Raw genomic sequence first — 19,720 nt, forward strand, 5'->3', positions numbered from 1 at the left:
TTCTAAAGTTGCTGTTAAACCATTGTAAAGACTCTGTATGTTGAGGGTGTACCTCTTTTAAGAATTTTTATAATGTTTGTAAAAATATTGTATTATCTGTAAAGGGAGTTTGTTTTTATGTTATAAAAGAAGTGCGAACATGAGGCTTTAGTTAAAATGACTACCTTAAAAAGAGAGGGTGTTTTTAAACTTTGTTCAATTCCACGGTCCTTCAGCAAGATCATAATCTGAATTTATTTCATCCTATAACGAAATACAATGAAACAAGGAAAGTAAAAAATGTCATTTTACTCATTGGAGATGGGATGGGTTTTTCTTATACCACTGGTCTTCGCTATTTTAATCACGACTCCCGGAAAGGATTCATGAATCCCACTATATTTGACCAATACTTTATTGGATCCCAATCAACTTATTCACTAGATAGAGAGAGTAATATAACGGATTCTGCCGCTGCTGGAACTGCATTAGCAACGGGGTATAAAACCTATAATGGTGTTCTTGGTTTAAACATTGATAAACAAGCAGTTCCAACCATTTTAGAATATGCAAAATTCCTTGGTAAATCTACCGGTTTAGTGGGTACAAGCCAGGTTAACCATGCGACCCTAGCGGCATTTGCCTCTCATATTGAATCACGAGAACAATATGATCAAATTGCTGATGATTATTTTGATGAAATGATTGAAGGTAAACATAAAATAGATGTCATTCTTGGAGGGGGAACCTCCTATTTCATGAGAAATGATCGCAATTTAGTAGAAGAGTTTTTTAAAAGCGGGTTTGGGTGCGTGACAAACGTACTGGAGCTGGCTGCAGATAAAAACGAGCAGGTGCTGGGGCTATTCGCGCCGGTAGAATTACCGAAAAGTATTGATCGTAAGTTGTCTGTTCCCTCACTTCTCCAAATGACAAACGCAGCACTCAAACGATTGCAGCAAAATCCAGATGGTTTCTTTTTATTAGTGGAAGGAAGTCAAATTGATTGGGCGGGGCATGACAATGATATTGTAGCGGCAATGAGTGAAGTGAAAGATTTTGAAGCAGCGTTTAATACAGCCATTCAGTTTGCCGCCAATCGGGATGATACAATTGTTATTGCAACAGCTGATCACTCTACAGGAGGGATGAGCATTGATCGAGATGGCAACCACAAATGGAATCCAGGTGTGATTAAATCAATTTCAGCTACACCTCTTGTCATTGCCAGAAGATTGCACGAAACAAAGAGTATTGTCCCCTTAAAGCACTATATGTGTTTTCCACTGGATGATGAAGATGTAAAAATGGTGGAATCGACATTAGAAATGGAAGTAGAAGATACCAGGCAAATGCTGATTCATCTTATTAATGATTACTCCAGTACAGGATGGACCACCAAAGGGCATACGGGAGAGGATGTTCCCATTTATGCCTATGGGTTAAATCGACACTTATTCAGCGGGAGAATAGAAAACAGTGATATAGCTAAAATTCTATTTGAGATCATTGATTAAAAAAAGAGCGAGGGAGATGGTTGGCTCCAGGCGCCGACCATCTCCCATTTATAACACAAAAGCACAACCAGCTGGTTGTGCTTTTTAGGTTGCTGCCTTCTTTATTAAAGATTTTTTTGATTTCCTTGTGCGTCACGTTCTACTTGCATTTTCGTTACAGGAAGATATCCTTGTTCTTTTAAAAGATTGTTTTGAACATCATCCGACATGAGGAAGTCAAAGAATGCTTGAGATAATTCGTCTGGTTCCCCTTTTGTATAAGAATGCTCGTAAGCCCAGACTGGGAAATCTCCAGTTTGTACGTTTTCAGCTGTAGCTTCTACACCGTCAAGTGCAAGAGGTGTTACCGCATTATCAGTGAAATAAGAGAATGCTAGATATCCGATTGCGCCATCTGTTTCGCTAATAATCTTTTTAACTGTGTTTGAAGAATCTTCCGTGATTCCTTCGGCTGGAGTTGCACCATCAAGAGCAAATTTATTAAATACTGCACGAGTACCAGATGAATCAGGACGGTTGACTAGAACGATTTTTTGATCTGCTCCGCCAAGTTCTTTCCAGTTTGTGATTTTGCCAGTGAATACTTTAATTAAATCTTCTTTCTTAATATCTTTGATTCCGACTTTAGGGTTAACGGCTGCTGTCATACCCACTACTGCTACTTTATGGTCTTTCAGCTGATCTGCTGGAATCCCTTCTTTTTCTTCCGCAAATACGTCTGAGTTACCGATTTGTACAGATCCTTCTGCTACCTGTGAAAGGCCTGTTCCAGATCCGCCGGCATTGACTTGAATATCTGCTTTAGGATTTTTAGCCATGAATTCTTCGGCTGCTGCTGCCACTAACGGCTGCATAGCTGAGGAGCCTGATATAACTAATGAACCGGAAAGTTCCTTCTTTTCTTCTGTTTTTGGTGTGGTATTGTCACCTGTCTTTTCTGATTTTGCTGTGGTATTTGAACCTCCACATGCTGCCATGATGACCATGAACGCTGCTAGAATGGCGAACAGGCTAAAGTTTTTTAAACCTTTCATCTTTGATATCCTCCTATGGATTATGTAGTTGCTGCATGTTTAAGAATAATCATTAATTATTAATGGAGTATTAACGGAATGTAAAGACTTGTTGAAATTATGTAAATTTTACTATTCGTGAAATGAAAAGATGAGACTTTTTTCACAAAAATACCAGTATTATAGACTCAATAAGCTTCTCTAATACTGGATAATTGGATAGAGAAAATTTTTTGCTGTTCATCTATCAGCGAGAGGATTTGTTCGCGCAAACTAAGGCGATAGACACGGCCTTTAACGGTTTGTATGCTGCCATTTTTATCATAGACGACTGTAACTGGTTTCCGCATAGCCAATTTTTTCAAAAACATCAAAATCCCTTCCCTTATAAGAAATAATGTAACAATGCAATTGTAACTTATGCATATTAAGGAAACATGAAGCCGTGGTTAAGGGAAGATGTTAAAAAGGTAACAATATTAAAAGATACTCTTGGCTGGTCACCACACTAAAGAAAGTGCAAGGATGTTTAGATTTTTTTACCCTGGAACTCCCTTATCATTCAATTTCGTCAAGTGTTAAGTCTTTTACTAGGAACTGGCGCCTGACCCCCAACGTATTAACGCTTAAGGTGTTAAGGTGGCGGGAAAGGCACTATTTTTTTGTTTCTGTTTTTGCCAAAAGAGGATATTGGGTTTGTTACAAATTGTGATGTTTATTGATGATTTGGATTTATGATGCTCTACTTAGAAAAAGGTTGGATTGGTCTAAAAGTTTATGTATACTACCATTTTAAAAGATCTTCCTATTAGCACACCTAAATAGAAGATCTTTTTTAATCCCCCAGAATATAGTACAATTTTCACATAATCAATATATAACATTACTGATACTGATAGTAAATTCAGGGGTAGGAGTAATTCAATGGAATCGGTTGAAAAGAGACTAATCGTTAACTCTGAAAAGGGGAATTTATTAAGAGAATTAGTAAGGTCAATGGCTGAATGTCAACGTTTTTATTTTAGTGTTGCATTCATTAATTTCAGTGGCCTACAGCTACTTTTGGATCCCTTGAAAGAAGCTTGCAATAAAGGTATAAAAGGAGAAGTCATTACTTCTACGTATCTTAACTTTACTGATGCTAAAGCATTAGAAAAAATAAGAGAGTTTAAAAATGTAGACTTAAAGGTTTTTGTAACTGATAAAGAGGTAGGTTTTCATACAAAGGCATACATATTTGAGTACCAGGACAGCTACAAAGTCATTATTGGGTCATCTAATATCACCCAAAGTGCGTTGAAAAGCAATATTGAGTGGAATGTTGAAATTATCACAAAAGAGGATGGCCGATTTATTCAAGATGTTTTAAAGGAATATGAATATCTTTGGAATATGAGTGAAGAAGCGGATGAAGATTTTATTAATAGATATGAGGATTTTTTGAGAAGTTTCAAAAAGACTCAAATTTCTCATCAATTGATTTATGAAAATAAGCAATATATTGTACCGAATAGAATGCAAAAGCGGGCCACTGAAAACTTAGAAAGACTCCGAAGTTTTGGTGAGAAAAAAGCGCTTGTCATTGCTGCGACTGGTACTGGTAAAACTTATATGTCCGCGTTCGATGTAAAGAATGTGAAACCCAAAAAGCTTCTTTTTATTGTTCATCGGGAAGAAATTTTAAAGAAAGCCAAGGATACTTTTGAACTACTTTTACCAAATGAGGATTTAACTTTTGGGTTACTTACCGGTAATCATAAGCAGAAACATGTTGATTATGTGTTTGCTACGATTCAAACTATTTCTAAATGTTTCCAAGAATTTGAAAGGGATGAGTTTGAATATCTGATAATTGATGAAGCACATCACGCAACAAGTCCAACATATCAAATGGTACTAAATTATTTTGAACCAAAGTTTACTCTCGGAATGACGGCTACGCCGGAACGAAGTGATGGCTATAATGTATTTGATTTGTTTGATAATAATGTTGCACTTGAAGTTCGTTTACATGAAGCTTTAGAGGATGAGTTGGTTATTCCTTTTCACTATTTTGGAATAACTGATATTGAAGGTATTGATTTAAGTGATGTTGATATTGATGATATACAGGAAATCACAAAAAGGTTAAAGGTAAATGAACGTGTTGATTTTATTATCGAAAAAATGGACTTCTATGGTTATGATGGGGAGAAAAGAAAAGGCCTCGGGTTCTGTGTAAGCATTGAACATGCTCAGTATATGGCTAGTGAATTTAATAAAAGAGGCTATAAAAGTGTATGTTTAACTGGAAGAGACTCGTCAGGAATACGGGAACAATATATTAACCGTTTAGAAAACGAAAAGGACGAATTAGAATTTATTTTTACCGTTGATATTTTTAATGAGGGAGTGGATATCCCTTCTGTTAACACGGTTCTCATGTTACGACCAACCAATTCCCCAATTGTGTTTATTCAGCAACTGGGAAGAGGTTTGCGGAAGCATGAAGGTAAGGAATTCTTAACCGTTCTCGATTTTATCGGTAATCATAATAAAACATTTTTAATTGCATTAGCGTTAAATGGTAGTCGTTATTATGATAAGGAGAGTCTAAAAGTTGCGATTGCTACAGGATTTGCAAATATTCCTGGGTGTACCCATATACAAATGGATAAAATTTCACAGGAAAGAATTTTAGCTCAGATTGATGAAGAAAACTTCAATTCCATGAAATATTTAAAAGAAGAGTACTTTGAATTTAAAAAACTAAATCAGGGTAGAATTCCTCTATTACTAATGGATTATATGAAATATGATGGTGCTCCTAATCCCGTTAAATTTATAAATCGAGAAAAAACATATCTGCAGTTTGTGGCTAAAATTGAAAAGGACGATCAATTAAAGGGCCTTTTACTTAATGAAGAATTTGAGGGTACCTTAAAAGAATTGTCCAGTAAACTGCCACTAAAGCGGATTTATGAATTTGTGATTATACGCTATTTATTAGAACATGACGAAATAAATTTAGAAACCGCAACTCATCAAATTTTAAAGTTGATTCATGATGTAGATGATGATAGCGTGTTGCATGCCTTTGAAACCCTGAATCAAAACTATTATGACAGTGTCCAGCTAAAGAATAAACCTAAACTTGTCCAATACAGTAGGAATAAGTTGATTAAGACAGCATTGTTTGGAAGGTTATTAGAAAATGAGGATTATCGTAAGTTTATTGAAGATATCATAAATTACGGGATTTTTCGATATGAAAAGGAATTTAAAGCAGAATATTACGGTCTCCCACACTTTAAGTTATATGAGCAATATCAAATGGTAGATGCTGCATTATTATCTAATTATCGTAAAATCCATAGCTCTTTTAGAGGATCAGGCCTTCTTACGAATGGCAATGAATATTTCTTGTTTATTGATCTTCATAAAGAAGAGGATATCAAGGAAAGTATTAATTATAAGGATAAATTTATTGATGAGCGATATTTTCAGTGGCAAACTCCAAACAGCACTTCCCAAAATACAGAACGTGGGCAAAACATCATTTATAATGAACGTCGGGGAATCAACCTTCATCTCTTTGTAAGGAAGTACAGAGAAATTGATGGGAAAAATGAGCCTTTTATTTATATTGGAAAAGGAAACACCGTACATTTTAAAGGAGAAAGACCAATTACTGTCCAATTAGAATTAGAAAACGAAATTCCTTCGACTATATATACAGAGTTTACGAAAAAAGTCTAGTCTTCTCATTTTGAGAAGACTATTTTTCATGGATTAATTGTTCAACTGCAGGGATATCGGCTGGGGACCATTTAAGCGAATCTAAATTTTCTCTCTTCAGCCAGATTAGTTTTGAATGCTCACTTGCTTCGGGACTTCCTTCAACAACTCTGCATTTTATTGATATTAAATTAATAATAAACGTATCGTATTCATGAGTATTATCATTAAATACGTCTTTAAATGTTTCAACCCTACAGTCTAGTTCCTCAGAAATTTCTCTTTCAAGTGCAGAATAAATGTCTTCGTTAGCTTCCACTTTACCGCCAGGAAATTCCCATCTGTTTGGGATAGACATTTCTGGTGATCTAAGAGCGCAAAGAATTTCTTGTCGATCATTTTCGATAATTGCAGCAACAACTTTTACTGTTTTTTTCATTATAGCCTCCATAAGATTATTACTATTATAATGATATCATTTTTTAAAAAGGTTTATTATTCGAATTTGAAAATGGATAACAAAAGAAAAAAACGGTACTGATACTCGATGATTTAACTTATAAACTATATCAATGGTGCAGCTATCCACTGGTTTTTTTTAAATATTTTTGAAAAATTGTTGTAAAATGGTATTGAAAGTCAGAAAAGTAAACAATTAAAGGGGGAATTCAAAATGGGGAAGACTGGTTTTGTTAATTGGCTTGAGAATACTACTAAATTGTCCTCTTATTCAATACGAAGATACGCTAATGCCATTGATACATTATCTGATGAATTAGGGAATTATGGTTTGCATGAAATAAATCTATATCACGATGTCCCTGAAATGGTAATTGACAATATTCTAAAAAATCCAGCGTTCTTGGAGAAAAATAAAAGAGGTAATAATATGTATAGCGCTGCTTTAAATCATTATAAAAATTACATAAAATATAAAAACAACCTCAAACCAAAAGATTAATAGAAATCTAAATAAAGTAATCCACATTAAAGTGGAATCCGAAAAGATGACTCAAGATTTTTCAGGATGTATAAAAAGAAGTTAAATAAGCCAGGAGGAGGAAAGGATGAAATTTTATCCTTTAATGGATTTTTAAATGATTCCAGTTTGACTTCCAATTCTTTCTAGTAATGCGGTCTTGATAAATGTTAATCCGTTCTTCGCTCTTTGTAAAAAAAGGAGTAGGTTTAACCTCCAAATTAACAACATCCTCTATTCCGTAAGGGGCAGTAAGGATTACATTGTCCTTTTTCTCTAATTTAACACCTAAAGCTGTTACGGTTTCCGGAAATTTAGAAATAGCGTCAACAGAAGATGAATAAGGAGATATATTATTCTTTATGTGCATTCGTGCTTCATTTTTTACAGACCATGGGATATGAGGGGGAAGGTGAGTATTGCGGATAGATTGAGCCAATTGTGCGGAGTTTTGAGCCACAATTTGCGGACGAATGAGCCAGTAAATGCGAAAAGGTGAGCCACTATTAATTACAGCTATATGAATGTACCACTTATTCCTTTTTTTTCAGATAAACCGCGATATTTACCAATTGTCGCTAACTCGTTACTAATGTGTATCGTTAAGAAAGATAAAAAAGCCTAACCACTAAGGCTTATTAGCGAAGAATTAGGCTTATCATATTCAACAATCGCGCCCGATTGCTGAAGAAGTGGCAATTACTATCGAGTATTTCCTAATTGTATTTTAACTTTGGAATGTGCAATATTATTCAAGTGATAGATTAGTTGCACAACGCCAGTTGAGAACGTTCTGGTATTAACCAGTTTTAAATTTAACCTCTGTTTTAAATCAATAAACAGCGGTTTTCCTTCTCCCAAAATAACAGGGTGAACAGATAATCTAAATTCATCAACAAGCCCTAAATTGATAAAAGTTGTAATAAGACTTGCTCCACCATATAGCCAGATGTCTTTACCAGACTTATTTTTTAATTTATTTACTTCCTCAAGAATATTATCATTTATGAATATTGCTTTATTATCAGTCCCCTTTTGCGTTCTAGAAAACACATATTTTTCTTTACTATGAACTAAATTCCAAATTCCTTTTTCTGTATTAGTATCTTCAATTTTTGGAGTAAATTGTCCCCATAAATCGTAGCTTTTTCTTCCATATAAAATAGTATCAATTTGATTTAAGAAATTAATAAATCCCATCTCGGAGTCCATGATGCACCAATCAACTTCCCCATTTTTTCCTTCAATAAAACCATCTAAAGTAACTGCTAAGTCTAAAATTACTTTTCTTGCCCTTGCGTTATTGGACATAATTTCCCACCCTTTAAGCATTTGGATATTGTTTCTCTATCCAAGTTTTTTTATATCTTCATTATTCTCTGCATTTATTTCTGAATAAAGTTACTGATGCTATTAAACCATTTTATTAACTTAATAACAATCATCCCAAATTTCCAATATTTACACAATTTGCTGTTCAAGAATCTGGCCCTTAAATGAAAAATGGGAGCTTTTCCTTGTTCAAGGATAGCGCCTGTTGAACAAGAAAAAGAATAACAGTGGTAATCTAGGAAGGGCCTTGAGTTTCTCTTCAAGCAGCTTCTCCTCTGCCTCATCCATATTTGCAGGGTCAAAATAAATCACGTCTATATCTGGTATAGGGGTTCTCTCATTGAAATTATGTAATGTATCCCATATTTTTGAACGAACAAAACCGGCATAAATCCACCAATCAGGCAAATTCAATGATTTTGCTGATTTTAATATATCCATCATCCAACTATCTTCCTTAATAAGTGAGATGACCTTTTCCTCATTCATTTCCATTTCGATTTACCCCTTAAAGTTTGATACTACTAAAATAGATACAGATTTTTTCTATCACGCTGTTGCTTGGTGATCTTAATAACTCTCAGGACTTTGCACATTTTTTTTACTCGGAATTGGGAGGGGTGTTCATAAGTGAATTCGTATCTTACCGAGGACTTTTTTAGAAATAGTGCATCGTCTTTTTTAGATTTCATTCTCCTTCTGGAGATCACGAATTTTCGTCTGAAAGATAGGGCTTTACTGCCTTTATGGCTGTTACCCATACTTCTTCACCCAGCCATGTAAGGTATTCTTGATTACGCCCGCTTCTTTAGCGGCTTGAGCTGCGGACATATTGTTTTCACTAATATACTTTACAGTTCTAATTAAACTGCCTTTTCAAATTTCTGCCTCTTCCCATACAGACACACCACGTTATATAGTTGATTATTTATTATAACAACCTGCACCTACCTTTTAGTCTATCATCAGCTGCATGTTTTATTTTAAAATGATTCTAATAGATTTGAAATGATATTTTAATTTTTTGCTATAAATATTGAATTATTATTTCAAATAGGGTATACTTCTAACTATAGAAGGCGCTTTCATTGTTTAGCATAAACAGGAGGACGATAGGATGGATGAAAATCTCGCATTATTAACAACGGAGACACGCAATAATCATACGATGCAGATCGACACAGCGACTCCTTTAGAAATCTTACGCATGATTAATGAAGAAGATCAAAAGGTTGCTTTAGCAGTAAAGGAAGTTCTTTCAGATGTTGAGGCGGCTATAGGGTTTGCCGTTGATTCGTTCAAAAAAGGCGGAAGGCTTGTTTACTTGGGAGCAGGTACAAGTGGTCGCTTAGGAATATTAGATGCGGTCGAATGTCCACCGACTTTTAGTACGGATCCTGAGATGGTTCAAGGAATGATTGCCGGCGGAGATAGAGCATTTTTAAAAGCTGTCGAAGGGGCAGAGGATCGTAACGAGTTTGGTGAAGAGGATTTAAAGAAAATTGGGCTGACTGAAAAGGATACAGTAGTTGGCATTGCAGCTAGCGGTCGGACACCCTATGTCATAGGCGGTCTGCGGTATGCAAGGAGTATTGGTGCCAAAACAGTTGCTTTATCTTGTAATAAGAATGCTGCTATTAGTAAGGAAGCCGACCATAGCATTGAGGTGATTGTCGGGGCGGAAGCACTGACAGGTTCAACCAGGATGAAGGCCGGAACAGCCCAAAAGATGATTTTAAATATGATTAGCACGACCTCAATGATTTTATTAGGAAAAGCGTACGAAAATCTAATGGTTGATGTTCATGTCAGCAACGAAAAATTGAAAGAAAGGGCGATTGGTATCATCCGGCAAATTACCGGGGTGACTTATGAAGTGGCAAAGGAAGCACTGGAAAATGCCGATTTACAGGTGAAAGTGGCTATCGTCATGATTAAACGTGGAATCAACAAAGAAGCAGCGGCCGCATTATTGGACAAAACAGATGGCTATGTCAAAAAGGCCATTCAAATTGAGGTAGAATGACCTGTGGGCTCCATCTAAACGGATCCCCTTCCAATGGTCGAAAAATATGCAGAATGTCAGGAAACTGCTGATAATCATCGAAAAATAAGAAAAAAATGAAATGAAAAAGTTGGTGTTGATATGGCAGCAGGCGGTTTAAAAATGATTCAAAGCATGATAGCGGATCTCCCCGCATCCGAACGAAAAATTGCGGAGTACATCCTTAATCATCCTCAAAGTGTATTAAACCGTACCGCCAATGATATTGGGCTCCAGGCAGGTACCAGCGGGGCGGCGGTAATCCGGCTATGTAAATCATTGGGATTAAACGGATTTCAGGATTTGAAGGTACGAATTGCCGGCGACATGGTGAAACCAACCGAACAAGGCTATCGTGATATCGAACCGGATGAGACCTTTTTTTCCATCGTCAATAAGACGACGAGCAATAGTATACAAAGTTTGCGTGATTCTGAAGAACTTATTAATTACAATGAGCTGAAACGGGCGGTTGATGCTCTGCTGGATGCACAAAATGTCCATTTCTTTGGCATCGGTGCTTCCAATATTACCGCTATGGATGCTCAACAAAAATTAATCAGAATTCATAAAGGTGCAACAGCATTTACAGATGCCCACCTTGTCGCAACTTTGATTGCAAATGCTGATCAGAATGATGTTGTTTTTTGTATTTCCCATTCTGGAGAAACACCGGAAGTCATTAAAGTCATGTCACTTGCCAAAGAGTACGGTGTGAAAACCATTAGTTTGACGAAATATGGGCAGTCAACGGTTTCATCTTTGGCCGATATTAATCTGTTTACATCGGATTCAGCGGAGGCACCGTTCCGGAGTGCAGCCACCGCATCTCGTTTGGCACAGCTTTATATGATTGACATTTTATTTTTAGCAATGGCTACTGTGAAATATAAAGAAACGGTCAGTCATATTGATAAAACTAGAGAGGCTATTCAATTTTTAAAAGAAGGGAAATAACCGGCGGAAAAATCAATCCTGTTTCTTTAGAGTTATTTCTCTGTCTCAGGTTTTTATTATAAATAGCTTTTACAAACGTAACAACAGAAAAGAGGGGAAATGTAATGGCTGGAGAAAATAAAGTTTTAGCTGAAAAGATTCTTGAAAAATTAGGTGGGCCGGATAATGTTGACAATTACTACCATTGTATGACAAGGCTTCGGATTAAACCTAAAGACGAGTCCATTGTTGATAAGGCGGGAATTAAGAAAATTGACGGAGTCATGGGATTGGTGGAAGCGGATACACTGCAGATTATTATTGGTCCTGGAAAAGTGAACAAGGTAACCGATGAGTTCGGGCAATTAGTGGATGCTTCCGGCGGTCTTAATTTAAAAGAGAAAGCGGCAGAAACCAAAGCTGAGATTAATAAAAAGAATGCCACACCATTTAAACTGTTTTTACGTAAAATTTCTAGTATTTTTATTCCATTGATACCGGCCCTTGTGGCATCAGGATTGATTACTGGTATTTCAAAAGCCGTCATTCAAGCAGGCTGGCTGGCAGCTGATTCACAGCTGGCTGTAATTTTAACGGTCATCGGCGGAGGGTTGTTCGGCTATCTTGGTATTATCGTCGGAATCAATGCGGCCAAAGAATTCGGCGGTTCCCCGGCACTAGGGGCACTTGCCGGAATCTTGATCTTGAATCCAGCTGTTTCCACCATTGAGTTGTTTGGAAACGCTTTAGTACCGGGGCGCGGGGGATTGATTGGGACATTATTTGCGGCCATCTTTATTGCCATGGTTGAAAAACGTGTTCGCAAATACGTGCCGCAGTCACTTGATATTATTGTAACGCCAACGGTTGCATTATTGGTTACCGGTATTGTCACTTATCTTGTTTTCATGCCAATCGGAGGTTTCATTTCGGATATTATTACCCAAGGCTTAACTGCTTTGCTTAACGCAGGTGGTATCGTTTCAGGATTTGTTCTTGGAGCAACGTTCCTGCCTCTCGTTGTTACCGGGCTGCATCAGGGATTAACACCGGTTCACCTTGAGTTAATTAATCGGCTTGGTGATGATCCGCTGCTGCCAATACTGGCAATGGGCGGTGCAGGACAAGTCGGCGCAGCGTTTGCAATATACTTCAAAACGAAGAAAAAAGGTTTAAAAAGAGCTATCGGCGGCGGGCTGCCATCCGGTATCCTCGGTATTGGAGAACCGCTTATCTTTGGCGTTACCCTTCCATTAGGGCGTCCATTCTTGACAGCCTGCCTTGGAGCCGGCGTCGGCGGGGCCTTCCAAGCGGCATTTCATGTTGCCACACTGGCAATAGGCGTTTCTGGTTTACCGCTGGCATTCTTAGTTAAGGCTGGTGGAGTGCTTCCGTATTTATTAGGGGTGTTAATTGCTTATGCTGCCGGTTTCGCGTTTACTTATCTGTTTGGCTTCAAAGATGATATGGCCGGTGAGTTTGATTGATCGGGATTTCCTTTTATTTAAATGATCCATTAGCCAAGGAAAGAATTGCACTTGCCGGAAAAAAAGGTGTGAAGCGGGCGTTTACCTCGCTTCACATTCCAGAGGAGTCAGGAGATTTGGCGGAACGTGCCAAACTTCTGCTGCAGGCAGCGAAGGAAGCCGGTATCGAGGTCTATGCCGATGTCTCGAGAAGAACTCCCGACCATTTAGGAATTGAAAACTTATTTTATCTAAAAAAATTAGGTGTTATGGGTCTTCGATTAGATGATGGTTTTGATGAGGATCAAATTATCAGCTTGGCAAAACAATTTAAGATTGCCTTGAACGCCAGCGTCCTATTCGAGGATGAACTTCAAAGGCTTTTTGCTGCCGGCTTGAAACCCGGACAGCTGATAGCCTGGCATAATTTTTACCCGAGACCAGACACCGGTCTTTCGGAAGCTTTCTTTCAAAGTCAGACAGACCTTTTTAACAAGTATGGAATTCCTGTCAGCGCCTATATTCCAGGAAATACTGAAAAACGTGGTCCGCTGTTCAGCGGACTGCCAACTTTAGAAAAACACCGGGCTGCTAATCCATTTCTCGCAGCGGTTGAAATATTTCACGCAGGAGTTAAGGATGTTTATATAGGTGATCCGGGTTTTAGCGAAGCTCTCCTTGAACGGCTGATGGAATATAGCCAAAATTGTGCCGTGATCCGGATTGAGGGATTTCAAGAAGGTGAGTTTCAGCTTCGCCCTGATCTTTCTAGGGATGTACTTCGTCTTATGAATACCCGGAGTTCAGCACATGTGCCACCTGAACAAACAGATGCCCGGTTCAAAGGTACAATTACCAGGGATAATGACCTCTATGGCAGGTACCGTGGCGAGGTACAAATTACACTGCGTGACTTGCCTGCAGACCCAAGGGTCAATGTTGTCGGAAAAGTAGTAGAAGAAGATCTTCCCTTGCTTACGTATCTGAAACCGTGTCATCAAATCAAATTCATCCACGTCCATAATTGAGTATAAAATCGAAAAAAATGGATGCTGGAAACCCTTTTACAGACTAAACTAGCTTGTGAGAAGGGTTTTGGGGAGGGTAACAGGACTGCTTCAAGTAGAAAAACGCAAAAAGCGAATAATTTAAATATAGGCAGGTCCAAGAAATCCAAAGAACGGACAGAATATAGAAACAAGAAGGATACGGTTCCTCCAACCAGTATCCTTCTCTTATGAAACAGGAAAACTCAGTAAAGTAAAGGGGTTACTTAGATGTTTAAAAAATTATTTGGTTCACAGTCTAAAAAACAGGAGACTATAATAGCTCCAGTCACTGGCAGAGTCGTCCCTCTCGAACAAGTGCCGGATCCTACATTTGCTGAAAAAATGTTAGGTGAAGGGATTGCAATTGAACCTGCAGAAGGTGTGGTAGCTGCACCGGTTGACGGAGAAATTATTTCTGTATTCCCTTCGAAGCATGCCATCGGAATTCGATCCAAACAGGGCTTGGAAATATTGATCCATATCGGTCTTGAAACGGTCAATATGAAGGGAGAAGGATTTGAAACGTATGTTCAAGAGGGGGACAAAGTTTCGGCAGGAACCAAACTCACCAGTTTTTCCCTTGAATTGATTAAGCAAAAAGCGGTAAGCACCATTATCCCTGTTGTGATTACGAATTATGATATTGTGAAGCAGATGGACGCAGTTTCCGAGGGTGAAGTGAAAAGAGCCGAATCAGAATTACTAAATTTGGTTCTTGCCTAATTTGTAACGGATGTTTTCTTTAAGTATCTAAGGAAAGAGCTAAGTGCGTCGTAATAAATGGAAAAGATAGTTTGCTTGATTGCGAAGTGAGATAGCTAGGCGCTTTTCACTGAAAAAACGGTCATGAGAGTTAAGTCCAATTGAAAAAAAGAACCGGGATAAGCCGGTTCTTTTCTGTATTAGCGTAAAAAATTGGTAGCTTTAAGCAGCTGTTCTTCAGGATTGCGGTAAGAAAAATTTCAAAAAAATGCAATAAGTGAAGACCATGTTTGAATAGAAAAATAGAGTAGAAAAATCCAGTATTTTCGGCAGACAAAGTTTTATAAATCCAGCGGCTGGATTTTCGGATTATTTTACGCTAGAATCCTTCTTTTAGAATGGAGGAGAAATCTGAAATAAGGAGAGATGGGAAAAATGAAGTATCCCCTATTAGCAACAGATTTAGACGGAACATTATTAACAAGTCAGAAACAGATCGGTGCAGAAACTATCGAAGCAATTCAGGAGTACCGCCGTCAAGGCGGGAAAGTGGTCATTTGCAGCGGGCGCTCGCCGCTTTCAACTATTTGGATTTCCAGGACCCTTGGTTTGGCAGGTGAACCGATTGTCGCATACAATGGTGCCGTAATCCTTGATGAAAATAGAAAAGTAGTAGAACATAGAGCCATTCCACAGAACACATTAAGGTCGTTTTGGAAACTATGCTATGAGGAAGGTATATACGCCCATTTCTATGAAATGGATACACTGTTGATCCCCGAACAGAATAAATGGAATCAGCATTGGATTGAAAACAATATTCCTATCTTTGAAAAGTCAGAAGAGAAAATAGAGCTTTGCAGAAGTTACCGGAATCAATGCGAAATCAAGGTTGTTGATGATTTTGATCATTATTTTCAAAACTATAACCCGAAAATCACAAAAATTGCTGTCTTTAGTGAAAAGCCGCTCCATGATTTTGCCGAAAAAATAATGGAACAGGTAGGAAATATGGAGGTTAGCAGCAGTTTCAATTATTTTAACTTAGAAATTTCCACGAAAGATACATCAAAAGCCGCTGCCCTAGTAAAAGTAACGGAAAAATTGGGGCTATCCATGCAACAGGTTGCTGCTATTGGTGATAACTATAACGATTTCCAGATGCTTGCCCATGCCGGGATGGGAATTGCGATGGGGAACGCACCGGAAGAAGTTAGGCACATTGCAGATCAGGTAACAACCACGAATAACGAAGCAGGCGCAGCCGCTGCAATCCGCCGTCTTTTATTGCCATAAAATCAAAATATGACAAAGAAGAATGGAAGGGTATAAAAATAAATGAAATACATTGGCAGGCAGGTTTTAAGCTGAGAACCAGCTTGGATATGCATATAAACGGATGACAGCTTATGAAGAAAAGAGTATCCAGGCTGTATTCTGTAAGGAACTGGAAATCAAAATGCCCCCTTGGAGAAAAGAGTGTCTAAAAATTTTGAACTAAAATTGGTTTGAAAAAAACCCATTATTTAAAGTGAATCCCTAAGTTGTGGGATTAGGAAATATAACTTAGGGATTTTCTGTACCCTTTTTTGTATTTGGGTTCAACTATAAAGAAGTTTTTATTCGTAGTTTAGGGGACTTTTGTATGTCCACTTTTGGAGGTGATTTTTGCTTATTTTAAGTATCACCTTAAAATTGACTCCATCAGGTTATACCATTAAATATTATTAAAAGAATGTCCTTCCTTTTCTAACACGAACTTTGCTTTTTCAATCGAATGATTTTTAACAAGCAAGTAATCGGTATTATAAGTAGAAAGGGCAAAAATACTTATCTGATTTTCCGCTAGAGGATTAGCTAAAGAGGCTAATATGCCGGTTAATCCAAAATCTAAAACACCCTCTACTTTTATACACTTCCAACCACCTTCTACTTCTTTAAATTCTTCATCAGCCGGTAAGCATTCCGCTGGGCATACAATAGAAAGTTCTTCGCTTGTTCGGGTGATCGAAAAGACATCACTTGAGGCTGCCCAAGAAGGTATCGCCTCTGTTGGGGGAATTTTCACAATCGAAAAAATGGGATCTAAAATTTTTAATTTCATTTTATCTTCGCTCCTTTTTTAGAATTATTGTAACATTTTTTCTTTGGAACCTATTGGATTTAACTATAAAAATTGAAGAATAGTACTATGCCAAAACTATTATCTAAATATATTCAAATAATATGGATTTTTACTTGATTAAGAATTAGTTATGAAATCCCAGCTGATTTGAATATAAATAGTAAAAACCGAAAGTGGAGGGTCATTTATGGCATTAGTTTCAATCTATACTGTTGGCAGGCTGAATCACCCCTATGATCACCCAGCTTCTCGTGAATTTTTTGATGTAGGAAATGAAGTATTTCGTCAGGCAATGAAGTCTGGGCAGCTTATAGAGGCCTTTTCACCTGAAGGAATCCCTATTCCTGAAGAAGCAAAAAAGGGTGAGGGGTTCCCTGTTCTTACACTAACGGTTTGGAAAAGCCTTCAATCTTTATATCGTTTTACTTATTCGGGAAAGCATAGGGAAGCATTGAGAGATAGAAGCAAATGGATGGAGCCTTATCAAGAGAAACACCTTTCATATGTACTATGGTGGACAGAGAAACTCCAGGATATATCTTGGGAGGAGGCTTTCAAGAGATACAACTATTATAGTAAGAATGGGACTACTCCTTTTGCATTTGATTTTAAGCACCCGTTTGACGAAAAAGGGGAGAAGTGCTTGGTTAAGTAACGGTGGGTTCTCTTGATTCATGATTATATTATCCTTTGTTATTAAGAAGGGGTTAACCATGTAGGATTGACGGTCTTTTTTTTATGTATGCTTTTTTTGCTGAACAGGATGGTTAAAAAAGCGTATAAGGACATTCCTTCTAATAAAGGATTGCATATCCCTATTAAATTAAGTAATGTTTTGTTTAAAATGAATAAAACAAACATTAAATAAAAGAGGAAGTGATTATGTGATCAATCATGTGAAAGAAAAACTGAAAACGGCCCTTCGAGATTGGGAAATAATGAAGACAGCTTCAGAAGAGGATAGCGAGGAATGTGCCGAACGGTTTGAAAGGCATTTTTATGAGTTTATTGATGAATTAAAAGTTTGGTATCAGCATTTAGAGCAGCCGCCGACGACAATCGAAGAGGCAGAAACTCTTACGGAAATTAAAGAAATAATGGAACAGCTGCCAGCACCGCTGGAACTCAATTTTTATAATGAACTTGAGTTAATTATTGAGGGGGAAGAGCAGGTAAGGTATGATTAGCCGTCCCCTGTAACATGTGGGGCATCATTTGTGACCTTGTTCCTGTTATGGAATTTGTGGTTTAGTGAGAAAAACCGGCTGCAACCGGCAGCCGGCTCCCCGGAGAAGCAATTTCAAGGGCTATTCAGTTAAAACTAATTCATAATGATAAAACTGCGAGTCTCTTTTATATCCCAGTTTTTCATATAATCTTTGAGCAGAATCATTATCTAAGGCTGTACTTAGACTAAGACTTTTAGCACCTGTTTCAATCGCATATTCTTTTGCTTTGTTTAAGAGCATTTCTCCTATACCCTGTTTTCTGGCTTCTGTCACTACATATAAATCATTCAATATCCAAGCTCTTTTCATAGATATAGAGGAAAATGCAGGATAAAGCTGAGTAAAACCAACATAATTTTGGCTGTCTTTCACTGCAAAAATGACGGAATCTTTATTTTCCATCCGTTGTTTTATATAAGTTCTGGCACCTTCTAAATCTGATTCTTGTTGGTAGAACATCCGATACAAATTAAATAAACTTGAAACACCATCTACATCTTCCATTGCAGCTTGAACGATTTCCATCAATTCCCCCGCCTTTGTAAAAATAGTTACTAACCTAAGTTTATACCAAAAACGGACTCGAAATGTGAAAAAGTGCTCTGCTGTGCCAGCTTAAAAGACTGACGCAACAGTTATCCCGTCTTATCAATGAAGTCATTTTTTATTTGTTCATCTAATAAAATTTATTTAATTTGCACATTGAATTTACAAGGCTTTAACATTCAGATGATATGATTGCTTTACCAACAAATGAGGGGGCAGTAAAAATGAATGTGCGTGCAGTATTTATTGATATGGATGGTACACTCCTGAAAGCCTCAAACACTATTTCCCGCCGAAACATGGAAGCCATTTATAAACTCATGAATCAGGGTGTTAAAGTATTTCTGGCCACTGGCCGGCACTACGAAGTAACGGTTCCTTACCATAAAGAACTTGGATTAAAAACCCCAATGATTTGTTTGAATGGTGCCTCTATTCACGACGCAGAGACAGGAAGAACTATACAAATGAAACCCGTGCGATTGAACGAAGAACGCTTCCACCATCTGACTGCTGAAAATCCTTGTAATGTTATTATTCATACTGCAAATGGAATCTATTGTAAGAAAACAAATGAAGAAATCGATTATTGGACAAAAGTTGGGCAAATGCCGCCGCGGTATATTGGGGATTTAAGACAGGCAAATTATCAAGATGTTCTTAAATATTGTGTTCTAACAGGTGTACCGAGTCCAGAATTTTCCGCTCTGTTTGAAAAGGAAGCAGAAATCATCAATTGGAATAACGGGTTTGAACTTATTGCCCCTAATGTCTCCAAATGGTCTGCTATAAAAAACTTACTTCGCGCATATCGAATCAGCCCAAATGAAGCGGCAGCTATTGGAGACGGACCCAATGATATCGAGATGCTTCGACATATCGGTACTGGTGTGGCAATGGAGAACGCTGGTGAAAAGGTCAAAGCCGCAGCTGATTTTGTTACAGGACACCACGAAAATGATGGATTAGCCGAGTTTATTGAGCGCTATCTTTATAAATCATATGAATCAAAGGTGATTTAATGATGGTCATAAAAGCCTGAATAAAAATGGAGGGAGCCCCGAAATTATTACTCTTGGGGCTCTC

The 19,720-nt window shown here is 37.6% G+C and carries 19 protein-coding genes and 1 pseudogene; 12 read left to right on the forward strand and 8 right to left on the reverse strand.

What is annotated here, in order from left to right; translation table 11 throughout:
- Nucleotides 1–191: 191 nt before the first annotated feature.
- On the forward strand, nt 192–1,496 hold the full coding sequence (locus M3183_RS17040) for an alkaline phosphatase (RefSeq protein WP_251471689.1): 1,305 nt from the start codon (nt 192–194) through the stop codon (nt 1,494–1,496).
- Between the two features lie 104 nt (nt 1,497–1,600).
- Here M3183_RS17040 and M3183_RS17045 read toward each other — a convergent pair whose 3' ends face one another.
- Both M3183_RS17045 and M3183_RS17050 read right to left on the reverse strand, forming a co-directional pair.
- Complete coding sequence (locus tag M3183_RS17045; protein ID WP_251471690.1) at nt 1,601–2,530, reverse strand: phosphate ABC transporter substrate-binding protein; 930 nt, start codon at nt 2,528–2,530, stop codon at nt 1,601–1,603.
- 167 nt (nt 2,531–2,697) lie between these two features.
- Nucleotides 2,698–2,880: a YolD-like family protein gene (locus M3183_RS17050; protein ID WP_251471691.1), complete on the reverse strand. Its 183-nt coding sequence runs from the start codon at nt 2,878–2,880 to the stop codon at nt 2,698–2,700.
- Nucleotides 2,881–3,433: 553 nt separating this feature from the next.
- Here M3183_RS17050 and M3183_RS17055 point away from each other — a divergent pair.
- The gene (locus M3183_RS17055) at nt 3,434–6,247 is read left to right on the forward strand and encodes a DEAD/DEAH box helicase (RefSeq protein WP_251471692.1); all 2,814 of its coding nucleotides are present in this window, start codon (nt 3,434–3,436) and stop codon (nt 6,245–6,247) included.
- A 19-nt stretch (nt 6,248–6,266) separates the two neighbouring features.
- On the opposite strand, the gene M3183_RS17060 is transcribed toward M3183_RS17055, so the two are convergent.
- Complete coding sequence (locus M3183_RS17060) at nt 6,267–6,665, reverse strand: (deoxy)nucleoside triphosphate pyrophosphohydrolase (RefSeq protein ID WP_251471693.1); 399 nt, start codon at nt 6,663–6,665, stop codon at nt 6,267–6,269.
- A gap of 234 nt (nt 6,666–6,899) precedes the next feature.
- Between M3183_RS17060 and M3183_RS17065 the strand changes: the two genes are divergently transcribed.
- Nucleotides 6,900–7,187: a hypothetical protein gene (locus M3183_RS17065; RefSeq protein ID WP_251471694.1), complete on the forward strand. Its 288-nt coding sequence runs from the start codon at nt 6,900–6,902 to the stop codon at nt 7,185–7,187.
- A gap of 121 nt (nt 7,188–7,308) precedes the next feature.
- Here M3183_RS17065 and M3183_RS17070 read toward each other — a convergent pair whose 3' ends face one another.
- The 3 genes and pseudogenes from M3183_RS17070 to M3183_RS17080 form a co-directional block, all read right to left on the reverse strand.
- Nucleotides 7,309–7,668: a nucleotidyltransferase family protein gene (locus tag M3183_RS17070; RefSeq protein WP_311315380.1), complete on the reverse strand. Its 360-nt coding sequence runs from the start codon at nt 7,666–7,668 to the stop codon at nt 7,309–7,311.
- A 239-nt stretch (nt 7,669–7,907) separates the two neighbouring features.
- Nucleotides 7,908–8,516: a dihydrofolate reductase family protein gene (locus tag M3183_RS17075; RefSeq protein ID WP_251471695.1), complete on the reverse strand. Its 609-nt coding sequence runs from the start codon at nt 8,514–8,516 to the stop codon at nt 7,908–7,910.
- A 249-nt stretch (nt 8,517–8,765) separates the two neighbouring features.
- A pseudogene (locus M3183_RS17080) lies at nt 8,766–9,032 on the reverse strand (nucleotidyltransferase family protein); the annotation flags it as partial.
- A 622-nt stretch (nt 9,033–9,654) separates the two neighbouring features.
- Between M3183_RS17080 and murQ the strand changes: the two are divergent.
- From murQ to M3183_RS17110, 6 genes are all read left to right on the forward strand, one after another.
- Nucleotides 9,655–10,563 (forward strand): N-acetylmuramic acid 6-phosphate etherase, encoded by a 909-nt coding sequence (gene murQ, locus M3183_RS17085; RefSeq protein ID WP_251471696.1) that lies wholly within the window; start codon nt 9,655–9,657, stop codon nt 10,561–10,563.
- Nucleotides 10,564–10,683: 120 nt separating this feature from the next.
- Nucleotides 10,684–11,538 carry a MurR/RpiR family transcriptional regulator gene (locus M3183_RS17090; protein ID WP_251471697.1) on the forward strand — a complete coding sequence of 285 codons (855 nt, stop codon included), beginning with the start codon at nt 10,684–10,686 and terminating at the stop codon, nt 11,536–11,538.
- A gap of 104 nt (nt 11,539–11,642) precedes the next feature.
- Nucleotides 11,643–13,004, forward strand: a complete 1,362-nt coding sequence (locus tag M3183_RS17095) for a PTS transporter subunit EIIC (RefSeq protein ID WP_251471698.1) — start codon at nt 11,643–11,645, stop codon at nt 13,002–13,004.
- Nucleotides 13,001–14,011, forward strand: coding sequence for a MupG family TIM beta-alpha barrel fold protein (locus tag M3183_RS17100; RefSeq protein ID WP_251471699.1), 1,011 nt, complete (start codon nt 13,001–13,003; stop codon nt 14,009–14,011). The genes M3183_RS17095 and M3183_RS17100 overlap by 4 nt, the downstream gene beginning before the upstream one ends.
- 249 nt (nt 14,012–14,260) lie before the next feature.
- A complete protein-coding gene (locus M3183_RS17105) occupies nt 14,261–14,755 on the forward strand; it encodes a PTS sugar transporter subunit IIA (protein WP_251471700.1) in 495 nt (164 codons plus the stop codon).
- Between the two features lie 414 nt (nt 14,756–15,169).
- Entirely contained in the window at nt 15,170–16,030 is an 861-nt protein-coding gene (locus M3183_RS17110) for a Cof-type HAD-IIB family hydrolase (protein ID WP_251471701.1), read from the forward strand.
- 421 nt (nt 16,031–16,451) lie between these two features.
- Here the strand turns inward: M3183_RS17110 and M3183_RS17115 are convergent, their stop codons facing one another.
- On the reverse strand, nt 16,452–16,838 hold the full coding sequence (locus tag M3183_RS17115; protein ID WP_251471702.1) for an ACT domain-containing protein: 387 nt from the start codon (nt 16,836–16,838) through the stop codon (nt 16,452–16,454).
- Between the two features lie 208 nt (nt 16,839–17,046).
- Between M3183_RS17115 and M3183_RS17120 the strand changes: the two genes are divergently transcribed.
- Nucleotides 17,047–17,514 (forward strand): DUF3291 domain-containing protein, encoded by a 468-nt coding sequence (locus M3183_RS17120; protein WP_251471703.1) that lies wholly within the window; start codon nt 17,047–17,049, stop codon nt 17,512–17,514.
- Nucleotides 17,515–17,743: 229 nt separating this feature from the next.
- Nucleotides 17,744–18,046 carry a hypothetical protein gene (locus M3183_RS17125; RefSeq protein WP_251471704.1) on the forward strand — a complete coding sequence of 101 codons (303 nt, stop codon included), beginning with the start codon at nt 17,744–17,746 and terminating at the stop codon, nt 18,044–18,046.
- A gap of 120 nt (nt 18,047–18,166) precedes the next feature.
- Here the strand turns inward: M3183_RS17125 and M3183_RS17130 are convergent, their stop codons facing one another.
- Nucleotides 18,167–18,613: a GNAT family N-acetyltransferase gene (locus tag M3183_RS17130; protein ID WP_251471705.1), complete on the reverse strand. Its 447-nt coding sequence runs from the start codon at nt 18,611–18,613 to the stop codon at nt 18,167–18,169.
- A 245-nt stretch (nt 18,614–18,858) separates the two neighbouring features.
- On the opposite strand from M3183_RS17130, the gene M3183_RS17135 reads away from it, so the two are divergent.
- Nucleotides 18,859–19,656 carry an HAD family hydrolase gene (locus tag M3183_RS17135; protein ID WP_251471706.1) on the forward strand — a complete coding sequence of 266 codons (798 nt, stop codon included), beginning with the start codon at nt 18,859–18,861 and terminating at the stop codon, nt 19,654–19,656.
- Nucleotides 19,657–19,720: the final 64 nt, after the last annotated feature.

Origin of the sequence: Neobacillus mesonae, assembly GCF_023715155.1 — a bacterium.
In the GTDB taxonomy this organism is placed as follows: Bacteria; Bacillota; Bacilli; order Bacillales; family Cytobacillaceae; genus Neobacillus; species Neobacillus mesonae_A.